The 16497-nt window shown below is 64.1% G+C and carries 19 protein-coding genes; 14 read left to right on the top strand and 5 right to left on the bottom strand.

From position 1 onward, the window contains the following. Positions 1-81 precede the first annotated feature (81 nt). The gene (mddA, locus tag ABIC03_RS30825; RefSeq protein WP_354063658.1) at positions 82-867 is read right to left on the bottom strand and encodes a methanethiol S-methyltransferase; all 786 of its coding nucleotides are present in this window, start codon (positions 865-867) and stop codon (positions 82-84) included. 134 nt (positions 868-1001) lie between these two features. Here mddA and ABIC03_RS30820 point away from each other — a divergent pair, with 134 nt between their 5' ends. Beyond that, positions 1002-2552 (top strand): winged helix-turn-helix domain-containing protein, encoded by a 1551-nt coding sequence (locus ABIC03_RS30820; protein ID WP_354063656.1) that lies wholly within the window; start codon positions 1002-1004, stop codon positions 2550-2552. Between the two features lie 7 nt (positions 2553-2559). Here the strand turns inward: ABIC03_RS30820 and irrA are convergent, their stop codons facing one another. After that, the gene (gene irrA / locus ABIC03_RS30815; protein WP_354063654.1) at positions 2560-3042 is read right to left on the bottom strand and encodes an iron response transcriptional regulator IrrA; all 483 of its coding nucleotides are present in this window, start codon (positions 3040-3042) and stop codon (positions 2560-2562) included. A 178-nt stretch (positions 3043-3220) separates the two neighbouring features. Here irrA and ABIC03_RS30810 point away from each other — a divergent pair, with 178 nt between their 5' ends. The 5 genes from ABIC03_RS30810 to ABIC03_RS30790 all read left to right on the top strand — a co-directional run bounded on the left by ABIC03_RS30810 (position 3221) and on the right by ABIC03_RS30790 (position 8931). Further along, on the top strand, positions 3221-3532 hold the full coding sequence (locus tag ABIC03_RS30810; protein WP_354063652.1) for a hypothetical protein: 312 nt from the start codon (positions 3221-3223) through the stop codon (positions 3530-3532). Between the two features lie 215 nt (positions 3533-3747). Further along, on the top strand, positions 3748-5298 hold the full coding sequence (locus tag ABIC03_RS30805) for an ABC transporter substrate-binding protein (protein ID WP_354063650.1): 1551 nt from the start codon (positions 3748-3750) through the stop codon (positions 5296-5298). Between the two features lie 203 nt (positions 5299-5501). Continuing rightward, complete coding sequence (locus ABIC03_RS30800; protein ID WP_354063648.1) at positions 5502-6473, top strand: ABC transporter permease; 972 nt, start codon at positions 5502-5504, stop codon at positions 6471-6473. Continuing rightward, on the top strand, positions 6470-7309 hold the full coding sequence (locus ABIC03_RS30795) for an ABC transporter permease (protein ID WP_018458168.1): 840 nt from the start codon (positions 6470-6472) through the stop codon (positions 7307-7309). The genes ABIC03_RS30800 and ABIC03_RS30795 overlap by 4 nt, the downstream gene beginning before the upstream one ends. Before the next feature lie 2 nt (positions 7310-7311). Beyond that, positions 7312-8931: an ABC transporter ATP-binding protein gene (locus ABIC03_RS30790; RefSeq protein WP_354063645.1), complete on the top strand. Its 1620-nt coding sequence runs from the start codon at positions 7312-7314 to the stop codon at positions 8929-8931. A gap of 15 nt (positions 8932-8946) precedes the next feature. On the opposite strand, the gene ABIC03_RS30785 is transcribed toward ABIC03_RS30790, so the two are convergent. Further along, positions 8947-9216 (bottom strand): hypothetical protein, encoded by a 270-nt coding sequence (locus ABIC03_RS30785; RefSeq protein ID WP_354063643.1) that lies wholly within the window; start codon positions 9214-9216, stop codon positions 8947-8949. A 332-nt stretch (positions 9217-9548) separates the two neighbouring features. Between ABIC03_RS30785 and ABIC03_RS30780 the strand changes: the two genes are divergently transcribed. After that, positions 9549-9725, top strand: coding sequence for a hypothetical protein (locus ABIC03_RS30780; protein WP_354063712.1), 177 nt, complete (start codon positions 9549-9551; stop codon positions 9723-9725). Further along, complete coding sequence (locus ABIC03_RS30775; RefSeq protein WP_007605116.1) at positions 9722-9931, top strand: hypothetical protein; 210 nt, start codon at positions 9722-9724, stop codon at positions 9929-9931. Before ABIC03_RS30780 ends, ABIC03_RS30775 begins: the two co-directional genes overlap by 4 nt. Before the next feature lie 132 nt (positions 9932-10063). On the opposite strand, the gene ABIC03_RS30770 is transcribed toward ABIC03_RS30775, so the two are convergent. Continuing rightward, the gene (locus tag ABIC03_RS30770) at positions 10064-10351 is read right to left on the bottom strand and encodes a hypothetical protein (protein ID WP_354063641.1); all 288 of its coding nucleotides are present in this window, start codon (positions 10349-10351) and stop codon (positions 10064-10066) included. Between the two features lie 121 nt (positions 10352-10472). Further along, the gene (locus ABIC03_RS30765; RefSeq protein WP_354063639.1) at positions 10473-10820 is read right to left on the bottom strand and encodes a hypothetical protein; all 348 of its coding nucleotides are present in this window, start codon (positions 10818-10820) and stop codon (positions 10473-10475) included. Positions 10821-10953: 133 nt separating this feature from the next. Here ABIC03_RS30765 and ABIC03_RS30760 point away from each other — a divergent pair, with 133 nt between their 5' ends. The 6 genes from ABIC03_RS30760 to ABIC03_RS30735 all read left to right on the top strand — a co-directional run bounded on the left by ABIC03_RS30760 (position 10954) and on the right by ABIC03_RS30735 (position 16331). Further along, positions 10954-11274: a hypothetical protein gene (locus ABIC03_RS30760; RefSeq protein WP_007599476.1), complete on the top strand. Its 321-nt coding sequence runs from the start codon at positions 10954-10956 to the stop codon at positions 11272-11274. Between the two features lie 223 nt (positions 11275-11497). Then, on the top strand, positions 11498-12223 hold the full coding sequence (locus ABIC03_RS30755) for an outer membrane protein (RefSeq protein ID WP_275170719.1): 726 nt from the start codon (positions 11498-11500) through the stop codon (positions 12221-12223). Positions 12224-12388: 165 nt separating this feature from the next. Then, entirely contained in the window at positions 12389-14542 is a 2154-nt protein-coding gene (locus ABIC03_RS30750; protein ID WP_354063636.1) for a methyl-accepting chemotaxis protein, read from the top strand. 94 nt (positions 14543-14636) lie between these two features. Beyond that, the gene (locus ABIC03_RS30745) at positions 14637-15698 is read left to right on the top strand and encodes an MBL fold metallo-hydrolase (protein ID WP_354063634.1); all 1062 of its coding nucleotides are present in this window, start codon (positions 14637-14639) and stop codon (positions 15696-15698) included. A gap of 16 nt (positions 15699-15714) precedes the next feature. Next, positions 15715-15978 carry a HEAT repeat domain-containing protein gene (locus tag ABIC03_RS30740; protein WP_354063632.1) on the top strand — a complete coding sequence of 88 codons (264 nt, stop codon included), beginning with the start codon at positions 15715-15717 and terminating at the stop codon, positions 15976-15978. Positions 15979-16115: 137 nt separating this feature from the next. Then, positions 16116-16331 carry a HEAT repeat domain-containing protein gene (locus tag ABIC03_RS30735; protein ID WP_354063630.1) on the top strand — a complete coding sequence of 72 codons (216 nt, stop codon included), beginning with the start codon at positions 16116-16118 and terminating at the stop codon, positions 16329-16331. Positions 16332-16497: the final 166 nt, after the last annotated feature.

Here is a 16497-nt window from a genome sequence, read left to right as displayed (position 1 = left end):
GCCGGGTCGGCAAGCTCCGATACGCGGCTCGGCGCCGCCGCGCGTCCTCCTTTCGGCGGACGCGACGGAAAGACGCGCAAGCTATACCGACTTGCGCCAGGGAATAAGCATCGAGACCCGTTGTTTGTACTGCCGGTACTCGTCGCCGAAGAGATCGATGAGGTCGTGCTCCTCCAGCGCGATGCCGACGAAGATGTAGAGCGTGGTCACGGCGGCGAACAGCAGATGGCCAGCGGTCATGACCGGCGCCGCCCAGAACGCGATGATGAAGCCGAGATAGATCGGATGACGGACGAACTTGTAGAGCAGCGGCGTCTTGAAGCGCGGCGGCGACGCTTCCTTGCCGACGAGATGATTGGTGACCTGATGCAATCCGAACAACTCGAAATGATTGATGATGAAGGTCGAGGTGAACACCAGGACCCAGCCCACCAACGACAGCGTGACGATCGTCACAGCAAGATCCGGGTTCGCGACCTCCCATATGACCGTGGGCAGCGGACGCCACTGCCAGAACAGGAGGAGCAATGACAGGCTCGCAAACAGCACATAGGTGCTGCGCTCGACCGGCTTGGGGACGTACTGCGTCCACCATACCTTGAACTGCCGGCGCGCCATCACGCTGTGCTGGACCGCAAACAGGGCCATCAGGAGCAGATTGATGATGACGGCCTCGGCGACGGGCGTGTCGGTCCCGGTGTCGATGGTCTTCGGCACCACCAGCCCCATGACGAAGCCGATGGCGTAGAGAATGGTGACGAAAAACACGAGATACGCCGCAATTCCGTACAGAAATGCGATGAACTTGAAAATGCGTGAGCCCGCAACCGGGCCGATAGGATGAACCTGATGATCAATTTGGGTCATAAACAGCTCCGTTGTGCCAAAACGCCGGCACTTCATTGGTCGCTGCACCATGCCGCACCGGAGGTCCCAAGACTTTCGCGGACGGTTGATTTTCGCCTGAGACGACTTTGATTTTTGCTTGAGACGAAAGAAACGTGCGATTTCGCTTTGAAAACAACGTGCTCGACGGCGACCTGCGGGAACTCACCTGCAGCGGGGCAGCCGTGCCGTTGCAGCCGCAGGTGTTCGATCTCCTGCTTTATCTGGTGGCGCAGCGCACGCGTGTGGTCAGCAAGGATGACCTGATCAGCCAGATCTGGAGCGATCGGATCATCTCGGATTCCGCCCTGAACAGCCGGATCAACGCCGCCCGCAAGGCGCTCGGCGACGACGGTGCGAGCCAGCGGCTGATCAAGACCATTCCGCGCAAGGGCTTTCGTTTCGTCGGCGAGGTCCGGGAAGAAGTGGCAGCCGCGACCGCCCCCACGCAACCCGTCGCTGCCCTGCCGCGCGCCCTGGCGGACCGTCCGGCGGTCGCGGTGCTCGCTTTCGAGAACATGAGCGGCGATCCCGCACAGGACTATTTCGGCGACGGCATCAGCGAGGACATCCTCACCGCGCTGTCGAAGCAGCGCTGGTTCATGGTGATCGCCCGCAACTCGTCCTTCACTTACAAGGGACGCGCGGTCCACATCCGGCAGATCGCCGAGGAACTCGGCGTCCGCTACATCGTCGAAGGCAGCGTGCGCAAGTCGGACAACAGGGTGCGAATCACCGCACAGCTCAACGACGCCACAACCGGCAGCCATCTCTGGGCCGAGCGCTACGACCGCGAGCTGATCGACGTGTTCGCCGTGCAGGACGAAATCACCAACGCGATCGCCGCGGCGATCGAGCCGCAGATTCATGCGGCGGAAAGTTTTCGCGCCCATCGCAAGCCGCCTGCTAGCCTGGATGCCTGGGATCTCCTGATGCGGGCGCTGTCACATTACTGGCGCGTGACGAGGCGGGATCACGAGACCGCACGGACGCTGCTGGAACGCGCGGTCGGCATCGACCCGAACTACGGCCAGGCGCTGTCGGTGCTCGCGGCGAACCACATGTTCGGCGTGCATCTCGGCTGGGCCGAGCTGGCCGTGGTGGCGCCGGTGGCTGAAGCCGCCGCGCTCGCCGCGGTGCGCTGCGACCATGAGGATGCCTGGGCGCACGCCGCGCTCGGCAGCGTCTACTTCTCCACGCGAAGGCTGGCGGATGCACTGTCCGAGTTCGAACAGGCGCTCGCGCTCAATCCGAACTTCTCGCTGGCGCAGGGCTATTACGCACTGGCACTGTCCTACGCCGGGCGGCCGAAGGATTCATTCGAGGCAGCGCAGAGGGCAATGCGGCTCTCGCCGCGCGATCCATCCCTGGCGATCTATCACGGCATCGCCGGCTATGCCCGCTTCACCGAGCGGCGCTATGGCGAAGCCATCGCGCTCGCGCGCGAGGCGATCCGCCACCGCGGCGATCTCACCGGCGCCTACCGCGTGCTGGCGGTTTCTGCCGGCATGACCGGCGATGGCGTGCTTGCGGAGATGGCGCTGGGCGAGCTCCGCCGCACCCAGCCCAACATCTCGCTGCACTGGATCGGGACACAATTGCCATGGGCCAACGAGGCCGACCGCGAGCACTATCTGGAAGGATTCCGGCGAGCGGGCTTGCGCTAGACGATCGTCACGCCGGGTCTGCGTCGCGTTTGCGGCGCAGATGGACGACGACGTCGAGCCGCGCGATCTCATGGCCCGGAAGCGCCTCGGGCATCCTGGTGAAGGTCAGGCCGTCGGTGACGTCGACCAGCACATCCTCGCCTTCGAGGTAGAAATGCGGATGCACGGACGTGTCGGTGTCGAAGAACGATTTGATGCCGTCGGCTGCGATCCGGCGCAACAGGCCGGCTTCGGTGAACTGGTTCAGCGTGTTGTAGACGGTCGCAAGCGACAGCCGCAGATTGGCAGCCGTCGCTTCTTCATAAAGCCCCTCCGCTGTCACATGACGATGGGGGCAGAGGAACAGTATTTGGCCGAGCGCCAGGCGGTGGCGCGTCAGCCTGAGGTCGGCGTCGCCGAGCAATTGCGCGCAACGTGCCGACGCCTCATCCGCGAGTGAGATGGCGATATCGTCTGAATCCGCTTCGGGTGGGGTAGAATGGACGTTCATCGTCGATGCACTCGCATTTGACCGGTCACGCGGAGCCTCACCGTGTCCTGCCATCAGATCGCAGAAGGGGCAGCCCGGCTTTGATCCCGATCAAATCCAGAACGAGCCCGCCCCTGACCTATCTCAAGTCGGCCGAGTTTATTCCCGGCCAGAATAGCCCCGCACAAATGAGGCTCACATGTCCAAGCCGGTTCCCGACAAGGCAGAGATCGCGCTCGAATATCCCGACAAGTTCTATGTCGGCACCTTCGGGCATTCATCGCGTTTCGAGGCGCGACTCGACGGCAGCGGCGTTGCGCTGGTGCTGCAGCAACCGGGCACGGCGGACGAACGCAAATCGGTGCACCTGCACCTCAATTTCGGCCTGCTCGCCGGGATCCTGCGCGAGCTCGCGGACAGTGTCGCGGCCATCCCCAAGGACGACATCGCGCACCGGGAGCAACTCGCGGATGCGATTGCCGAGTTGCAACGGGTGCTGCGGCCCTCCTGAAGCCGTGTGGCGCGGTGGCGCTGGCTAGGCCGCCAAACGCCATCACGGGACGCGCTGTACATTTTTTGGGCGAACACTGTCGAGACTTTCATCTTGCGGCGCCGAACGAGACTGTGTGAGCCTCGATCCCGGATGGGGACTGGGATGGGCTGGCCATAGCTTTGCGCGCCACGTGCGAAGCGTTTGCGGCTGGTCTCGCTTGAGAAAGATACGACATGTCAAAACGAGTGTTGCTTGGCGTCCTCCTGGCTTGCGGCCTCGCGGCCCCGGCGCTGGCGCAAGAGCCGAAAGCGGGTGGAGCGATCAATGCCGTGATTCAGCCCGAGCCGCCCGGCCTGATGCTGGCGATGGTCCAGAACGGCCCGGTGCAGATGGTGTCGGGCAACATTTTCGAAGGCCTGCTTCGCTACAACCCCAAGCTCGAACCACAGCCGGAGCTCGCCGAGAGCTGGAGCGTCAGCGAGGACGCAAAAACCTACACATTCAAGCTCAGGAAGGGCGTGACCTGGCACGACGGCAAGCCCTTCACCGCCGCCGACGTGCTATTCTCGCTGGATATGTTGAAGCAGACGCATGCGCGCGCTCGCAACAATCTCGCGCAGGTCGACAAGGTCGAGGCGCCCGACGACTACACCGTGGTGTTCACGCTGAAGCAGCCGTTCGGCCCGTTCCTCGGCATCTTCGAGGTCGGCTCGATGCCGATGGTACCGAAGCATCTCTATGAAGGCACCGACTGGAAGACCAATCCCTACAACAACGCCCCGGTCGGCACCGGCCCCTTCATGTTCAAGGAATGGCAGAAGGGCTCTTTCATCCGCCTGGTCAAGAACCCGAACTATTACGAGAAGGGCAAGCCCTATCTCGACGAGATCTACTGGCAGATCATTCCCGATGCCGCGGCCCGCTCGGTGGCATATGAGACCGGCAAGGTCGATGTGCTGCCCGGCGGCTCGGTCGAGAATTTCGACGTGCCGCGGCTCTCCAAGCTGAAGGACACCTGCGTCACCGGCGCCGGCTGGGAGTTCTTCTCGCCGCTGGCCTGGCTGTGGCTCAACAACCGCCAGGGTCCGCTCGCCGACAAGCGGGTGCGGCAGGCGGTCATGTTTGCGATCGACCGCGACTTCGCCAAGGACGTGATCTGGAACGGGCTCGGCAAGGTCGCGACCGGCCCGTCCGCATCGACCATCAAGTACTACACCGCCGACGTGCCGAAATACCCTTACGATCCCGCCAAGGCCAAGGCGCTGTTGAAGGAAGCCGGCTACAAGGGCGAGAAGATCCGCCTTCTGCCGCTCGCCTATGGCGAGACCTGGCAGCGCTGGGGTGAAGCCGTGAAGCAGAACCTCCAGGATGTCGGCATGAACATCGAGACCATCGCCACCGACGTTGCCGGCGGCAACCAGAAGATCGGCGACTGGGACTACGACATCGCCTTCACCTACCTCTACCAGTACGGCGATCCGGCCCTCGGCGTCGGCCGCAACTACGTTTCCAGCGCCATCGCCAAGGGCCAGGTGTTCAACAACGTCGAGGGTTACTCCAACCCGGAAATCGACAAGCTGTTCGCCGACGGCGCGGTGGCGACGCCCGACTCCAAGCGCAAGGAGATCTACGAGAAGGCGCAGAAAATCCTGGTCGAGGACGTGCCGGTGGCCTGGATGCTCGAGCTGCAATTCCCGACCATCATGCGCTGCAAGGTCAAGAACCTGATCACCACCGGGATCGGGGTGAATGACGGCTTCAAGGACGCATGGCTCGACAAGTGAGGGCGCGCCTTCCTTCACCTCTCCCCGCTTGCAGGGAGAGGTCGACGCGCTCGCAGAGCGCGGCGGGTGAGGGGGTACAGATCCATCGGCATTCTCGCGCGTGGAAAGAGGCCCCTCACCCCAACCCTCTCCCCGCAAGAGCGGGGCGAGGGAGCACACTGCCTCGGTGGATTCAGGTCACGCTACAAGATATGACCCTCTAGATGCTCTCTTTCGTCGCTCAGCGTATCATGAAGGGCGTGATCGTCCTGCTTGCGATCGTCGTCCTCAATTTCTTCCTGATCCGGCTCGCGCCCGGCGATCCCGCGGTCGTGATGGCGGGCGAGGCCGGCGCCAGCGACCAGATCTTCGTCCAGCAGCTCCGGGAGAAGTTCGGCCTGGACAAGCCGCTGCCCGAGCAGCTCTTCGTCTACGTCAAGGGCGTCGTGACGCTCGACCTCGGCTTCTCCTTCCGCCAGCAGGCGCCGGTGTCGAAGCTGATCCTGGAACGGCTGCCGGCGACGCTTCTACTCACGCTGACGGCGTTCGCGATCTCACTAGTGCTCGGCATCCTGTTCGGCACCTTCGCGGCGCGCTTCGCGGGGACTTGGCTCGACACCGCCATCACGATCTTCGCGCTGATCTTCTACGCCATGCCGATCTTCTGGGTGGCGCTGATGGGCATCCTGTTGTTCTCGGTCACTGTCGATTGGCTGCCGAGCTTCGGCTACGAGACGGTCGGCGCCAACCTCTTCGGCCCTGCCCATGTGGTCGACGTCGCAAGGCACCTGATCATGCCAGCGATGACGCTCGGCCTGTTCTTCATGGCGACCTACACCCGCATGACGCGCGCCTCGATGCTGGAGGTGAAACGTCTCGACTTCGTCAAGACAGCGCGCGCCAAAGGCCTGTCCGATGCCGTGATCCAGCGCCGACACGTCCTGCGCAACGCGCTCCTGCCAGTCGTGACGCTCGCCGGCGTCCACTCCGGCACCCTGATCGGCGGCGCCGTCATCACCGAGACCGTGTTCGCCTGGCCCGGCATCGGACGCCTGATGTACGACGCCCTGCTCCAGCGCGACTACAATCTGCTGCTCGGCGTCTTCGTGATCTGTTCCGCCATGGTCCTGACCTTCAACCTTATCACCGACCTGGTCTATCGCCTGGTCGACCCGCGCATCGAATTCACCACATGAAACAGTTCTGGAAATCGATGCTGAGGAGCCCGAGCGGCGTCATCGGGCTGATCATCCTGTTGCTTGCTATCTCGGTCGCCCTGTTCGGTCCGATGCTGTTCCCGAACTCGCCCTGGCGCATGGTGCAGCGGCCGTTCCTGCCGCCGTTCACGCTCGCAACCGTACCGCTCGGCACCGACGCGCTCGGCCGCGACGTGTTCGCCGGCATGATCTTTGGCGCACGCGTCTCGCTGCTCGTCGGCATGGTCTCCACCCTGGTGGCGCTGGTCGTGGGCGTGCCGATCGGCGCCATGGCCGGCTATTTCGGCGGCAGGGTCGACGACGCGCTGATGCGCTTCACCGAGTTCTTCCAGACCATTCCGAGCTTTGCGCTCGCGATCGTGCTGGTCGCGATCCTGCAGCCCTCGATCTATTCGATCGTCGCCTCGATCGCGTTGGTGAGCTGGCCGCCGGTAGCGCGCCTCGTCCGCGGCGAGGTGCTGTCGTTGCGCACGCGGGAGTACGTCCAGGCCGCGGTGGTCACGGGCCAGAGCAACACCTGGATCATCCTGCGCGAAATCCTGCCGAACACGCTGTCGCCGGTGATCGTGCTGGCCTCGCTGATGGTCGCGACCGCGATCCTGCTGGAATCCTCGCTGGCGTTCCTCGGCCTCGGCGATCCCAATCTGATCTCCTGGGGTTACATGGTCGGCGCCGGCCGCACCGTGATCCGCCAGGCCTGGTGGATTACCGTGTTTCCCGGCGTCGCGATCCTGATTTCGGTGCTCGGCCTCAATTTGATCGGCGAAGGCCTCAACGACGCGCTCAATCCGCGGCTGTCGCGGGAGGGCCGCTGATCATGACCGCCCCGCCCGCCGTCTCCATCAAGAATCTGCGGATCGCGCTGCCCAAGGGGGCGGAACGGCCGTTCGCGGTCGACGGCGTCTCGCTCGATTTGCGGCCCGGCAAGATCGTCTGCGTCGTCGGCGAATCCGGCTCCGGCAAATCGATGTGCGCGCATGCGCTGATGGGACTGTTGCCTGACACGGTCACCGTCACCTCCGGCGAGATCCAGTTCGAAGGCCGCGACGTGCTCAAACTCGACGACGATGGCTGGCGCGATCTGCGCGGCCGCCGGCTCGCGATGATCTTTCAGGAGCCGATGACCGCGCTCAATCCGTTGATGCGGATCGGCGATCAGATGGGAGAGATGTTCGAGGCGCACGGGCTGCTCACGCCGAAGGAGCGGCGCGCCAAGGCGCTGTCGCTGGCGCGCGAGGTCGGCCTCCCCGACCCCGAGCGCATCGTGCGCGCCTATCCGCACCAGCTATCCGGCGGCCAGCGCCAGCGCGCCATGATCGCGATGGCGCTCGCGCTCGAACCGGCGGTGCTGGTCGCGGACGAGCCGACCACCGCGCTCGACGTCACCACGCAAGCGCAGATCCTGAAGCTGATCCGCAACCTCCAGCGCAATCGCAACATGGCGGTGATGTTCATCACCCATGATTTCGGCGTCGTCGCCGACATCGCCGACCAGGTCGTCGTGTTGCGCCATGGCAAGGTGGTCGAGGAAGGCCCCGCCTCGGCCGTCTTCAACGCGCCGCAGCACGACTACACCAAGGCACTGCTCGCCGCCGTGCCCTCGATGGACCCGCCCGCTCGCAGCCCCCTCGACGACCAGGCCAAGGCGGTCGAGGTGATCGGACTGGACAAGACCTACGTCACCTCGGGCGGCTGGTTTCGCGAGGACCGCCGCGTCGATGCCGCGCGCGAAGTCAACTTCACGATTCTCAAGGGCGAGACGCTCGGCCTGGTCGGCGAATCCGGTTCCGGCAAATCGTCGGTGGCCCGGCTGGTGATGCGGCTGATCGAGGCCGACCGCGGCACCGTGCGGATCGGCGAGACCGATCTCACAAAGCTCGCAGGCAAGGCGCTACGCGCCGAGCGCCATCGCATCCAGATGATCTTCCAGGATCCGTTCGCTTCGCTCAATCCGCGCCGCAAGGTCGGTCACATCATTGCCGACGGCCCGATCGCGGCCGGCACCGATCCCAAAGTCGCGTTGGACCGCGCTCGCGATCTCCTCAAGATGGTCGGGCTCGATGCCGGCGCGCTCGAGCGCTATCCGCATGAATTCTCCGGCGGCCAGCGCCAGCGCATCGGCATTGCGCGCGCGCTCGCGCTCGAGCCCGAGATCATCGTCGCGGACGAGGCCGTCTCCGCGCTCGACGTCTCCGTGCAGGCGCAGGTCCTGAGGTTGCTCGAAGACCTCAAGGCTCGCCTCGGCCTCTCGATGCTGTTCATCACCCACGATCTGCGGGTTGCGGCGCAAATCTGCGACCGCATCGCCGTGATGCAGCGCGGCGCCATCGTCGAGCTGAAGCCCACCGCGCAGCTGTTCGCCGCGCCCGAGCATGCCTATACGCGCGAGCTACTCGCGGCGGTGCCGGGGCAGAGAGAGCGCGCACCGGCGGCGTAGGTCACCCGATCGCGGCTACTTCGTTCGAGGATTCGTGTTGTTCCAGGTGGGGACTGAGTTTGTTACGCCGACGGAGGGCTGGTTGGAGGTCCCGACCGACGGCGCTGTCACGGTCCCGACAGTCTGCCCGGAACTTCCAATAGTCCCTTGCTGTACCGGTGCTCCGGAGCGTCCGCTCGTGCCGCTTGGTGTCTTTGTCCCCGACGTTTGAGCGTTTACAGCGAGTGGCGCTGCGGCCAATCCGAGAGCGATAAGTGCGGCAGTGGAGCGTTTCGTTGTTGTCATGGCTGATCCTTTCGGGCGCGGTCCTTCGATCGCAATGCCGCTTGTCAGGCGCCCGTGCACTGAGTGACCTTACAACTCGATGCGCGAGAAAATGTGCCGCAATGCCATCACGCCGCCGGGCTCAACACTTCATCACGATGCTGCGAAGCGGGTCCGGCCGAACGGATGCGCCGTAAGTCGGCGTATCGCTGAAGGTATCACGCTCCACCTCAGGAACGGAATACTCACGGGCTTTTTATCCCTCGTGACCGCCCGCGGGGCTGCAAAGCCGAAGCCGGCACCCCACATCCGCATGGAATGATTCCCATCATGTGATGATGGATCGAGGATCTATGGGAGCCGACATGGGCCAGATTATTCAGTTTGTCTCGAAATCCGAGCGCGAGCGCATTCGCCTCATCCAGGAAGCGCGCGCGATCTACGACAGCATCTTCCCGCCGGCTGATCCGGTGAGCGAACGATCGGGCGGAGCCTCTGCGCATCGCAGCGACGGAGGCAACCTCGCGTGATCAAGATCATCGCCGTGCTCTGCAACCTCGCCTCTCCAGCGAACTGTCATGAGCAAACCGTCACCACATCCGACTTCGCCGACGTCTCGATGCAATCGTGCCTGATGGGTGCGCCGCAGCTCGCCGAATGGATGAACCAGCATCCAGCCGAGCGCCTCGCCGGATGGCGCTGCGTGATCGGCCAACAGGCCGGCCGGGGAATTTAGGATCGCGCGCGCGCTGTCCCTGAACGATCCGAAATGCCTGGTCCGCCACCATGACCATTGCTGGTCGCGCTCTATCTGCTGGCGTTGCGACCGGCACAGGGTGACCGGCATTGGCACGCAGTACAGGCGCGCCTACCTGACGGGCGGGTTGGTGTTGCTCCAGGTCGGGACTGCGTTGGTCACGCCGACCGACGGCCAATTATACGCGCCGATCGACGGCGCCGTGACCGTCCCGACCGACTGTCCAGACGACCCGTAGGCTCTGGGCTGCGCTGCCAACGATCCTGCGCTTCCATAGCCCGGAGCGACCACGCCGGTGCTGTAGGATCGGTTTGACCGGTGCTTTTTTGCTTCAGCCGCGAACGGCGCGGCAAGCAGCCCGATGGTGACAAGGGCGGCAACGGCGGATTTGATGCTCATGACAGATCCCTTCATTCTGCGGCCCCCTTGGCATCTGTTCATTCAACGGCGGATTTCCATAGGCACCCGTTCATAACTCCGTGCGCGGGCGAAGGTGCCGCGGAGCGGTCGCACGGCATGATCAGCGCCGCCGCGGACGACAGGCTTTGCGGTTGTGGCGCTCCTTGACGGTCGCGACCGAGTGCATCAGCTCCTTGAAAGCCGCGATGGCCTTGTCGTCGCCGAGTGCGCTGTCACCGAGCGCTTCCAGATGCTCAATGACCACGAGCAGCGCATCCGCGACCTGGCCGATCTGCTTGCCGTAACTGCCGACATCCGACAGCAGGTCCTTCTCGACGTCGGGCGCCGAGGATTGGCCCACCGTGATGTTCACGAGACCGAACTGGCCGCCGGCCGGACTGAAGAACGACGTGATCGGGTTGATGGATTGCACGACGTCCCCCGACAGTGGCAGCTTGAACACCGGCATGCGGTTATCCTTTCCTGGCTGAGCCCGGCGGGCGCGAGACTAGCACGCCCGCCCGCTACGCGTGCCTCGCCTTCGGATGGACCCGAATCAGCTCTAATGCATTCACCTCATCGACTTCGCGTATTGAGGCGACATGACCGGTCCCGAACTGAAGCAACTCCGCAACGATCTCTCGGACGTCCTCGAGCGCAAGCTCACCGCGGCCGACATGGCCCGGCTTTGCGGATTGCCGGAGAAGGGCGGCGCCGACACCATCCGGCGCTGGGAAGTGAGCGGCCCGACACCGTCCGCGACCAAGGTGCTACGCGTGCTCGCGATGGCGAGCGAGCGCTATCCGATCCTGGAGAAGTTCGACGTCTTCGATCGTCATGACGTTCGCGAGGAAGACCGGCCCGCGAAGCGCGCTGCATTCCGCGAACAGATGCGCGATGAGGCGCGGCGCCGTCTTGGTTAATGGGATGCGCGCGCAAGTTACCCTGATAGCGCCGAGTTAAGCCTTCCTTCACCACTTCTTAAGCCGACATTAAGCACGAAAATCATTTACAGCCCAATAAGTTAGGTTGGCTGCCGCTGTGCCACGGATGTGACAGCATTTTCGTCAAAAGCGAGCTATCTGCAAAACCAACGACGGCGCGGAAAGCGCGCCTGCCGGGGACCTAAGTGCTGGAGTTTGGACGATGAAGAAGATTCTGTTTGCGACCGTCGCGCTGCTCGTGGTGGGCGCTGCCGCGCCGGCGGTCGGTGCCGATCTCGGTAACCGCAACTACTACAAGACGCCCGCGCCCGCCTATGCCGCGCCGATCTACAACTGGACCGGCTTCTATATCGGCGGCCATGTCGGCGGCGCGTTCTCCAGCGACAACAATTTCAGCGGCCTCTCCACCGGCAATAACGGCAACGGCCGTTTCCTCGGCGGCCTGCAGGCCGGTGCGGACTGGCAGTTCAACCCGAACTTCGTGGTCGGCGTCGAAGGCCAGTATTCCTGGCTCTCCGGCAGCGTCGGCGCGGTGTTCCCGGGCGGCGTCGCCTACACCAACGACCAGCGCGGTCTCGGCTCGATCACCGGCCGCGTCGGCTACACCTGGGGTCCGGGCCTGCTCTACGTGAAGGGCGGCTACGCCTATTCGGACAACAACGAGAAGGTGACCGTCGGCGGCGTGCCGACCGGCTTCATCATCAGCGGTGACCACCGCAACGGCTACACCGTCGGCGCCGGCCTCGAATACATGTTCGCGCCGAACTGGTCGGCCAAGGCCGAGTACCAGTACTACAATTTCGGCGACGCGCACTTCACCGCGGGCCCGCTGGCGGGAACCGGCAACTTCACCACCGACGACCACACCATCAAGGCGGGCGTCAACTACCGCTTCAACTGGGCCAACTCGGCGGTTGCGCGCTACTGAACGGTTACCAAGACCTTATCGTGATGGAAGGGCCGGCATCGTTGCCGGCCCTTCTTTTTTCGCTGTGCGGAACGCACTCAACCGATTGAGCAACTTGCGATTTTTTAACCTGGCCCGAGGATACTGCGCGGCGAAAACATAAAGATCACGCGTGGGGGAATTTCGATGGCGATCCGTCTGGGCCTTGGCCGTCTGCTTGGTCGTATCCGGCCTCGTTTCAAAATGCCGACATGGGGCGTGCGCGGCAGCCTGTTCACGGCCTTCGCAGTCATCGCGGGCATGGGCCTCGTGATTGCAGCTGGCGCCGGCTTCGTCTTCAACCATCTCGGCAGCACCATGATGGACCTGAGCGGCCGCGACATCCCGCGTCTTTCCGCCAGCCTTCAACTCGCATCGCAAAGCGCAACGCTCGCGGCACAGGGGCCGGGCCTCCTGGCGTCGCCGTCCGACGAGGCGCTGAACGAACGCACCAAGAAGGTGCAGGAGATCCAGCAGCTCGCCATGGCCAAGCTCGGCGAGATCATCGAGCTCGGCGCCGACAAGCAGATCGCAACCGCGTTGCGCGACACCGCCAAGAGCATCGACGAGGCGACGCAGAGCCTGGTGTCGGCCGCGCGAGAGCGGCTCGATACCGGCGCGCTGCATGACAAGCAATATGAAGCACTCCGCAAGGCGCAGCTCACCTTCGTCGGTGCGGCCGGTCCTGCCATGCTGGATGCGCAAACGCGCCTGAACGCGATCCTCGGCGCGGCGGAAGTTTCCGCCGACGATGCCACCGAAGCCGCCCGCACCGTCTCCCAGGTCGCGACCATCTCCGCCAATGGCAATCTGATGGCCGCCGACATGATGGCGGCGCTGTCGGCCAACAACAGCGATACGCTGGAGGCGATCGAGAAGGAGTTCAAGACGACGCGCGACCGCGTCAAGTCGAACCTCGAGGACCTGCCGAACATGGCCTCGATGCAAGCGGTGCGCGACACCGTGCAAAAGCTGTTCGCCTTCGGTGAGGGCAAGACCGGCGTGTTCAAGATCCGCCAGAAGGAGCTCGACGCCATCGACTACGGCCAGACCATCCTGGACGAGACCCGCAAGCTCAATGTCGGCCTCGGCATCAGCGTGCAGCAGCTGGTCGAGGGTGTGCAGAAGGAGACCAATGCGTCCACCTTCCAGGCGCGGCATGAGATCTCGCTCGCGACCACCGCGATGCTGGCGCTCGGCGCACTGATGCTGGTCGGCTCGGCGCTGTTCGTCTGGCTCTATGTCGGCCGCAACATCCTGCGCCGCATTCGCGAGCTTCAACGCGCCATGCAGTTGCTCTCTGCCGGCGACCTCGACACCGAGATCGTCCGCTCCCGGCAGAACGACGAGATCGGCGCGATGAAGGAAACGCTGACGGTGTTCCGCGACAGCATGATCGAAGCCCGGGCGCTTGCGAGCGAGCAGGACAGGGATCGTGTTGCCAAGGCCGAGCGTGCGGCGCAGATGGAGGCGAAGATTGCAGACTTCGAGGGCGCGGTCCGCTCCGCACTCGACAATCTCGCGCAGTCAGCCAATTCGATGCAATCGACCGCGCAGAGCATGTCGAACACGGCAGACCAGTCCAATGCGCTGGTGAACGCAGTTGCATCCGCAGCCGAAGAGACCTCGGTCAACGTGCAGACCGTATCGTCAGGCACCGAGCAGCTCTCGTCCTCGATCGAGGAGATCAGCAAGCAGGTCGTCACCTCGGCCGCGATCGCCAGGAAGGCGGTCGACGAAGCCGGCGCGACCGACGCTACGGTGCAGAGCCTCGCCGACAGCGCGAGCCGCATCAGCGTGGTGGTCGACCTGATCCAGACCATTGCCTCGCAAACCAATCTGCTGGCGCTCAACGCCACCATCGAGGCGGCGCGCGCGGGCGAAGCCGGCCGCGGCTTCGCGGTGGTCGCCTCCGAGGTGAAGAGCCTCGCGAGCCAGACCGCCAAAGCGACGGAGGAGATCCGCAGCCAGATCGCCAGCATGCAGTCAGTGACGACTTCGGCGGTCGGCGCCATCCAGGGCATCGGCCGGATCATCGGCGAGATCAACGACGTCACCACGACGATCGCCGCCGCGGTCGAGGAACAGGGCGCGGCGACACGCGAGATCGCCCGCAACATCCAGCATGCAGCCGGCGGCACCAGCGAGGTCTCCAGCAACATCGTCGGCGTCTCCACGGCTTCGGCGGAAGCCGGCGCAGCGGCGAACGAAGTGCTCGGCGCCTCCGACGCGCTCCGCCGCGAGGCCGACATGCTGCGCGGAGAGATCGACGCGTTCCTCAACAACATGCGGGCGGCGTAGGCGCCGTTCCGTAACCCGGAATGACCGCTATGCGGGCCGCGCCAGCGTTCTTTTTCGGCTGGCGCGCCGTGACGAGCGGGTTTAAGCCGGTAGCATGAACGCAAAGACCGACACCGTGCAGTCCTCCGCCGACGCCCTGCGCTATCCCTGGGAACAGCATCCCGGCCCCGAACAGGTCGTCGAGGTGAAGCCCGGCGTGTTGTGGGCGCGGCTGACGCTGCCGTTCCGCCTCAACCATGTGAACATCTACCTGCTCGCCGATGGCGACGGCTATGCCATGATCGATGCCGGCTTCGGCAATGAGGAGACGATCGAGGCCTGGACGAAGTTGTTCGACGGGCCGCTGAAGGGCGTCAACATCACGCGCCTGATCGTGACCCATTCCCATCCCGATCATGTCGGTCTGGCCGGGTGGATCGTCGAGCGGTTCAACTGCCCGCTGGTGATGTCGCAGGTCGAATATCTGCAATCGGTCTATCACCAGAACCGCGGCACGGAGGAGCGGCAGGAGGCGCAGCGGCTGTTCTTCCGCCGCCACGGCATGGACGAGTCGCTCACGGAAAAGCTGCTCGGCCGCGGCCAGGACTATCTCAAGCGCGTCTCGGTGCTGCCGCCGTCCTACCGCCGCATCTCGCATGGCGAGGACGTCGTGATCGGCACCCGCCGCTTCAAGGTGATCACCGGCGGCGGTCACGCGCTCGACCAGGTGATGCTGTATTGCGCCGACGACAAGCTGTTCCTCTCGGCCGACCAGGTGCTGAGCAAGATCTCGCCGAACGTCAGCGTGTGGGCGGTCGAACCCGACCAGAACTCGCTCGGCGAATATCTGGCCTCGCTCGCCAGCCTCACCACGACTCTCCCCTATGACGTGCTGGTACTGCCGGGCCACGGCGTGCCGTTCTACGGGCTGAAGACCCGCATCAAGCAGCTCGCCGATCACCACGAGGAGCGCTGCCGCCTGATCGCGGAAGCCTGCCGCGAGGTACCGCAGACCTCGCGCGCATTGGTGCCCGTGGTGTTCAACAAGCACGTGCTGGACGAACACCAGATGGGTTTCGCCGCCGGCGAACTGGTCGCCCACGTCAACTACATGATCGTCGAGGGCCGGCTGACGGCGGAGATGAAAGACGGCGTGCTTCAGTTCAGGACGACGTGAGTTTCAGGGGCCGCCGATGACCCATGAGGCCATCCGCAACCTGCTAGCACGGGACGACGACGAAGCGCTGGGCGAGCTTCGGACACTGTCAACGGCGAGCGATGCCTTTGTGCGGCGAACCGCAATCGAGGTCATCGGACAACACAAGCGGGGGCATGAACTCCGCACGATTATTGCCGCTGCCTTTTCCGACACGTCAGATTACGTCAGGCGCACCGCCTGCGGCATCGTCGAGCAATGGAAGCTTGCCGAAGCTCATGATCTCGTGCTGCCCTTTTGAGGGCGCCCGAAGCATCGACGCGGGAGTGCGCGCTTCGCGCTCTCGCGGCGATCTGGCATGAGGCGGATTTCCATTCGATCTTTGATCTCTACAGGCGCGATCCGGAAATCGGAGTTCGGAAGGAAGCCTCGCGGACCTTGCGGCGAGGCGCCGCCGCGGGCAATTGGCGGCTGCTGTTCGATGCTTTTTCCAGGGATGAGCTTCCCCGGCATCGATTGTGGGCCTGCGAGATCGCCGAGACTTTCGGCGATCCGGACGTCCTACCCGCGCTGACCCCGCTGCTGAACGATGACGACGGACATGTGCGCAAGTCCGCCGCGCACGCACATCAGGCGATCGGGGCGCGCAGATAGCCCGGGCGCAATGGTGCAGAGCAACATTACGTCTCGCGCCAACTTGATCGGGATCAAGTTTCAAATCGCACGATAGGGCATTTTGCCCAAATGCCCCGCAGGTCCAAATGTGGGATAGCGCATAGACATTGGAGCTGGAATAGCTCTAAGGATATGCGGGTCTTTG

Origin of the sequence: Bradyrhizobium sp. RT6a (assembly GCF_040547675.1) — a bacterium.
Taxonomy (GTDB): domain Bacteria; phylum Pseudomonadota; class Alphaproteobacteria; order Rhizobiales; family Xanthobacteraceae; genus Bradyrhizobium.
The sequence above is the reverse complement of the archived record's forward strand: the minus strand, read 5'-3'. Positions and strand labels throughout refer to the sequence as shown.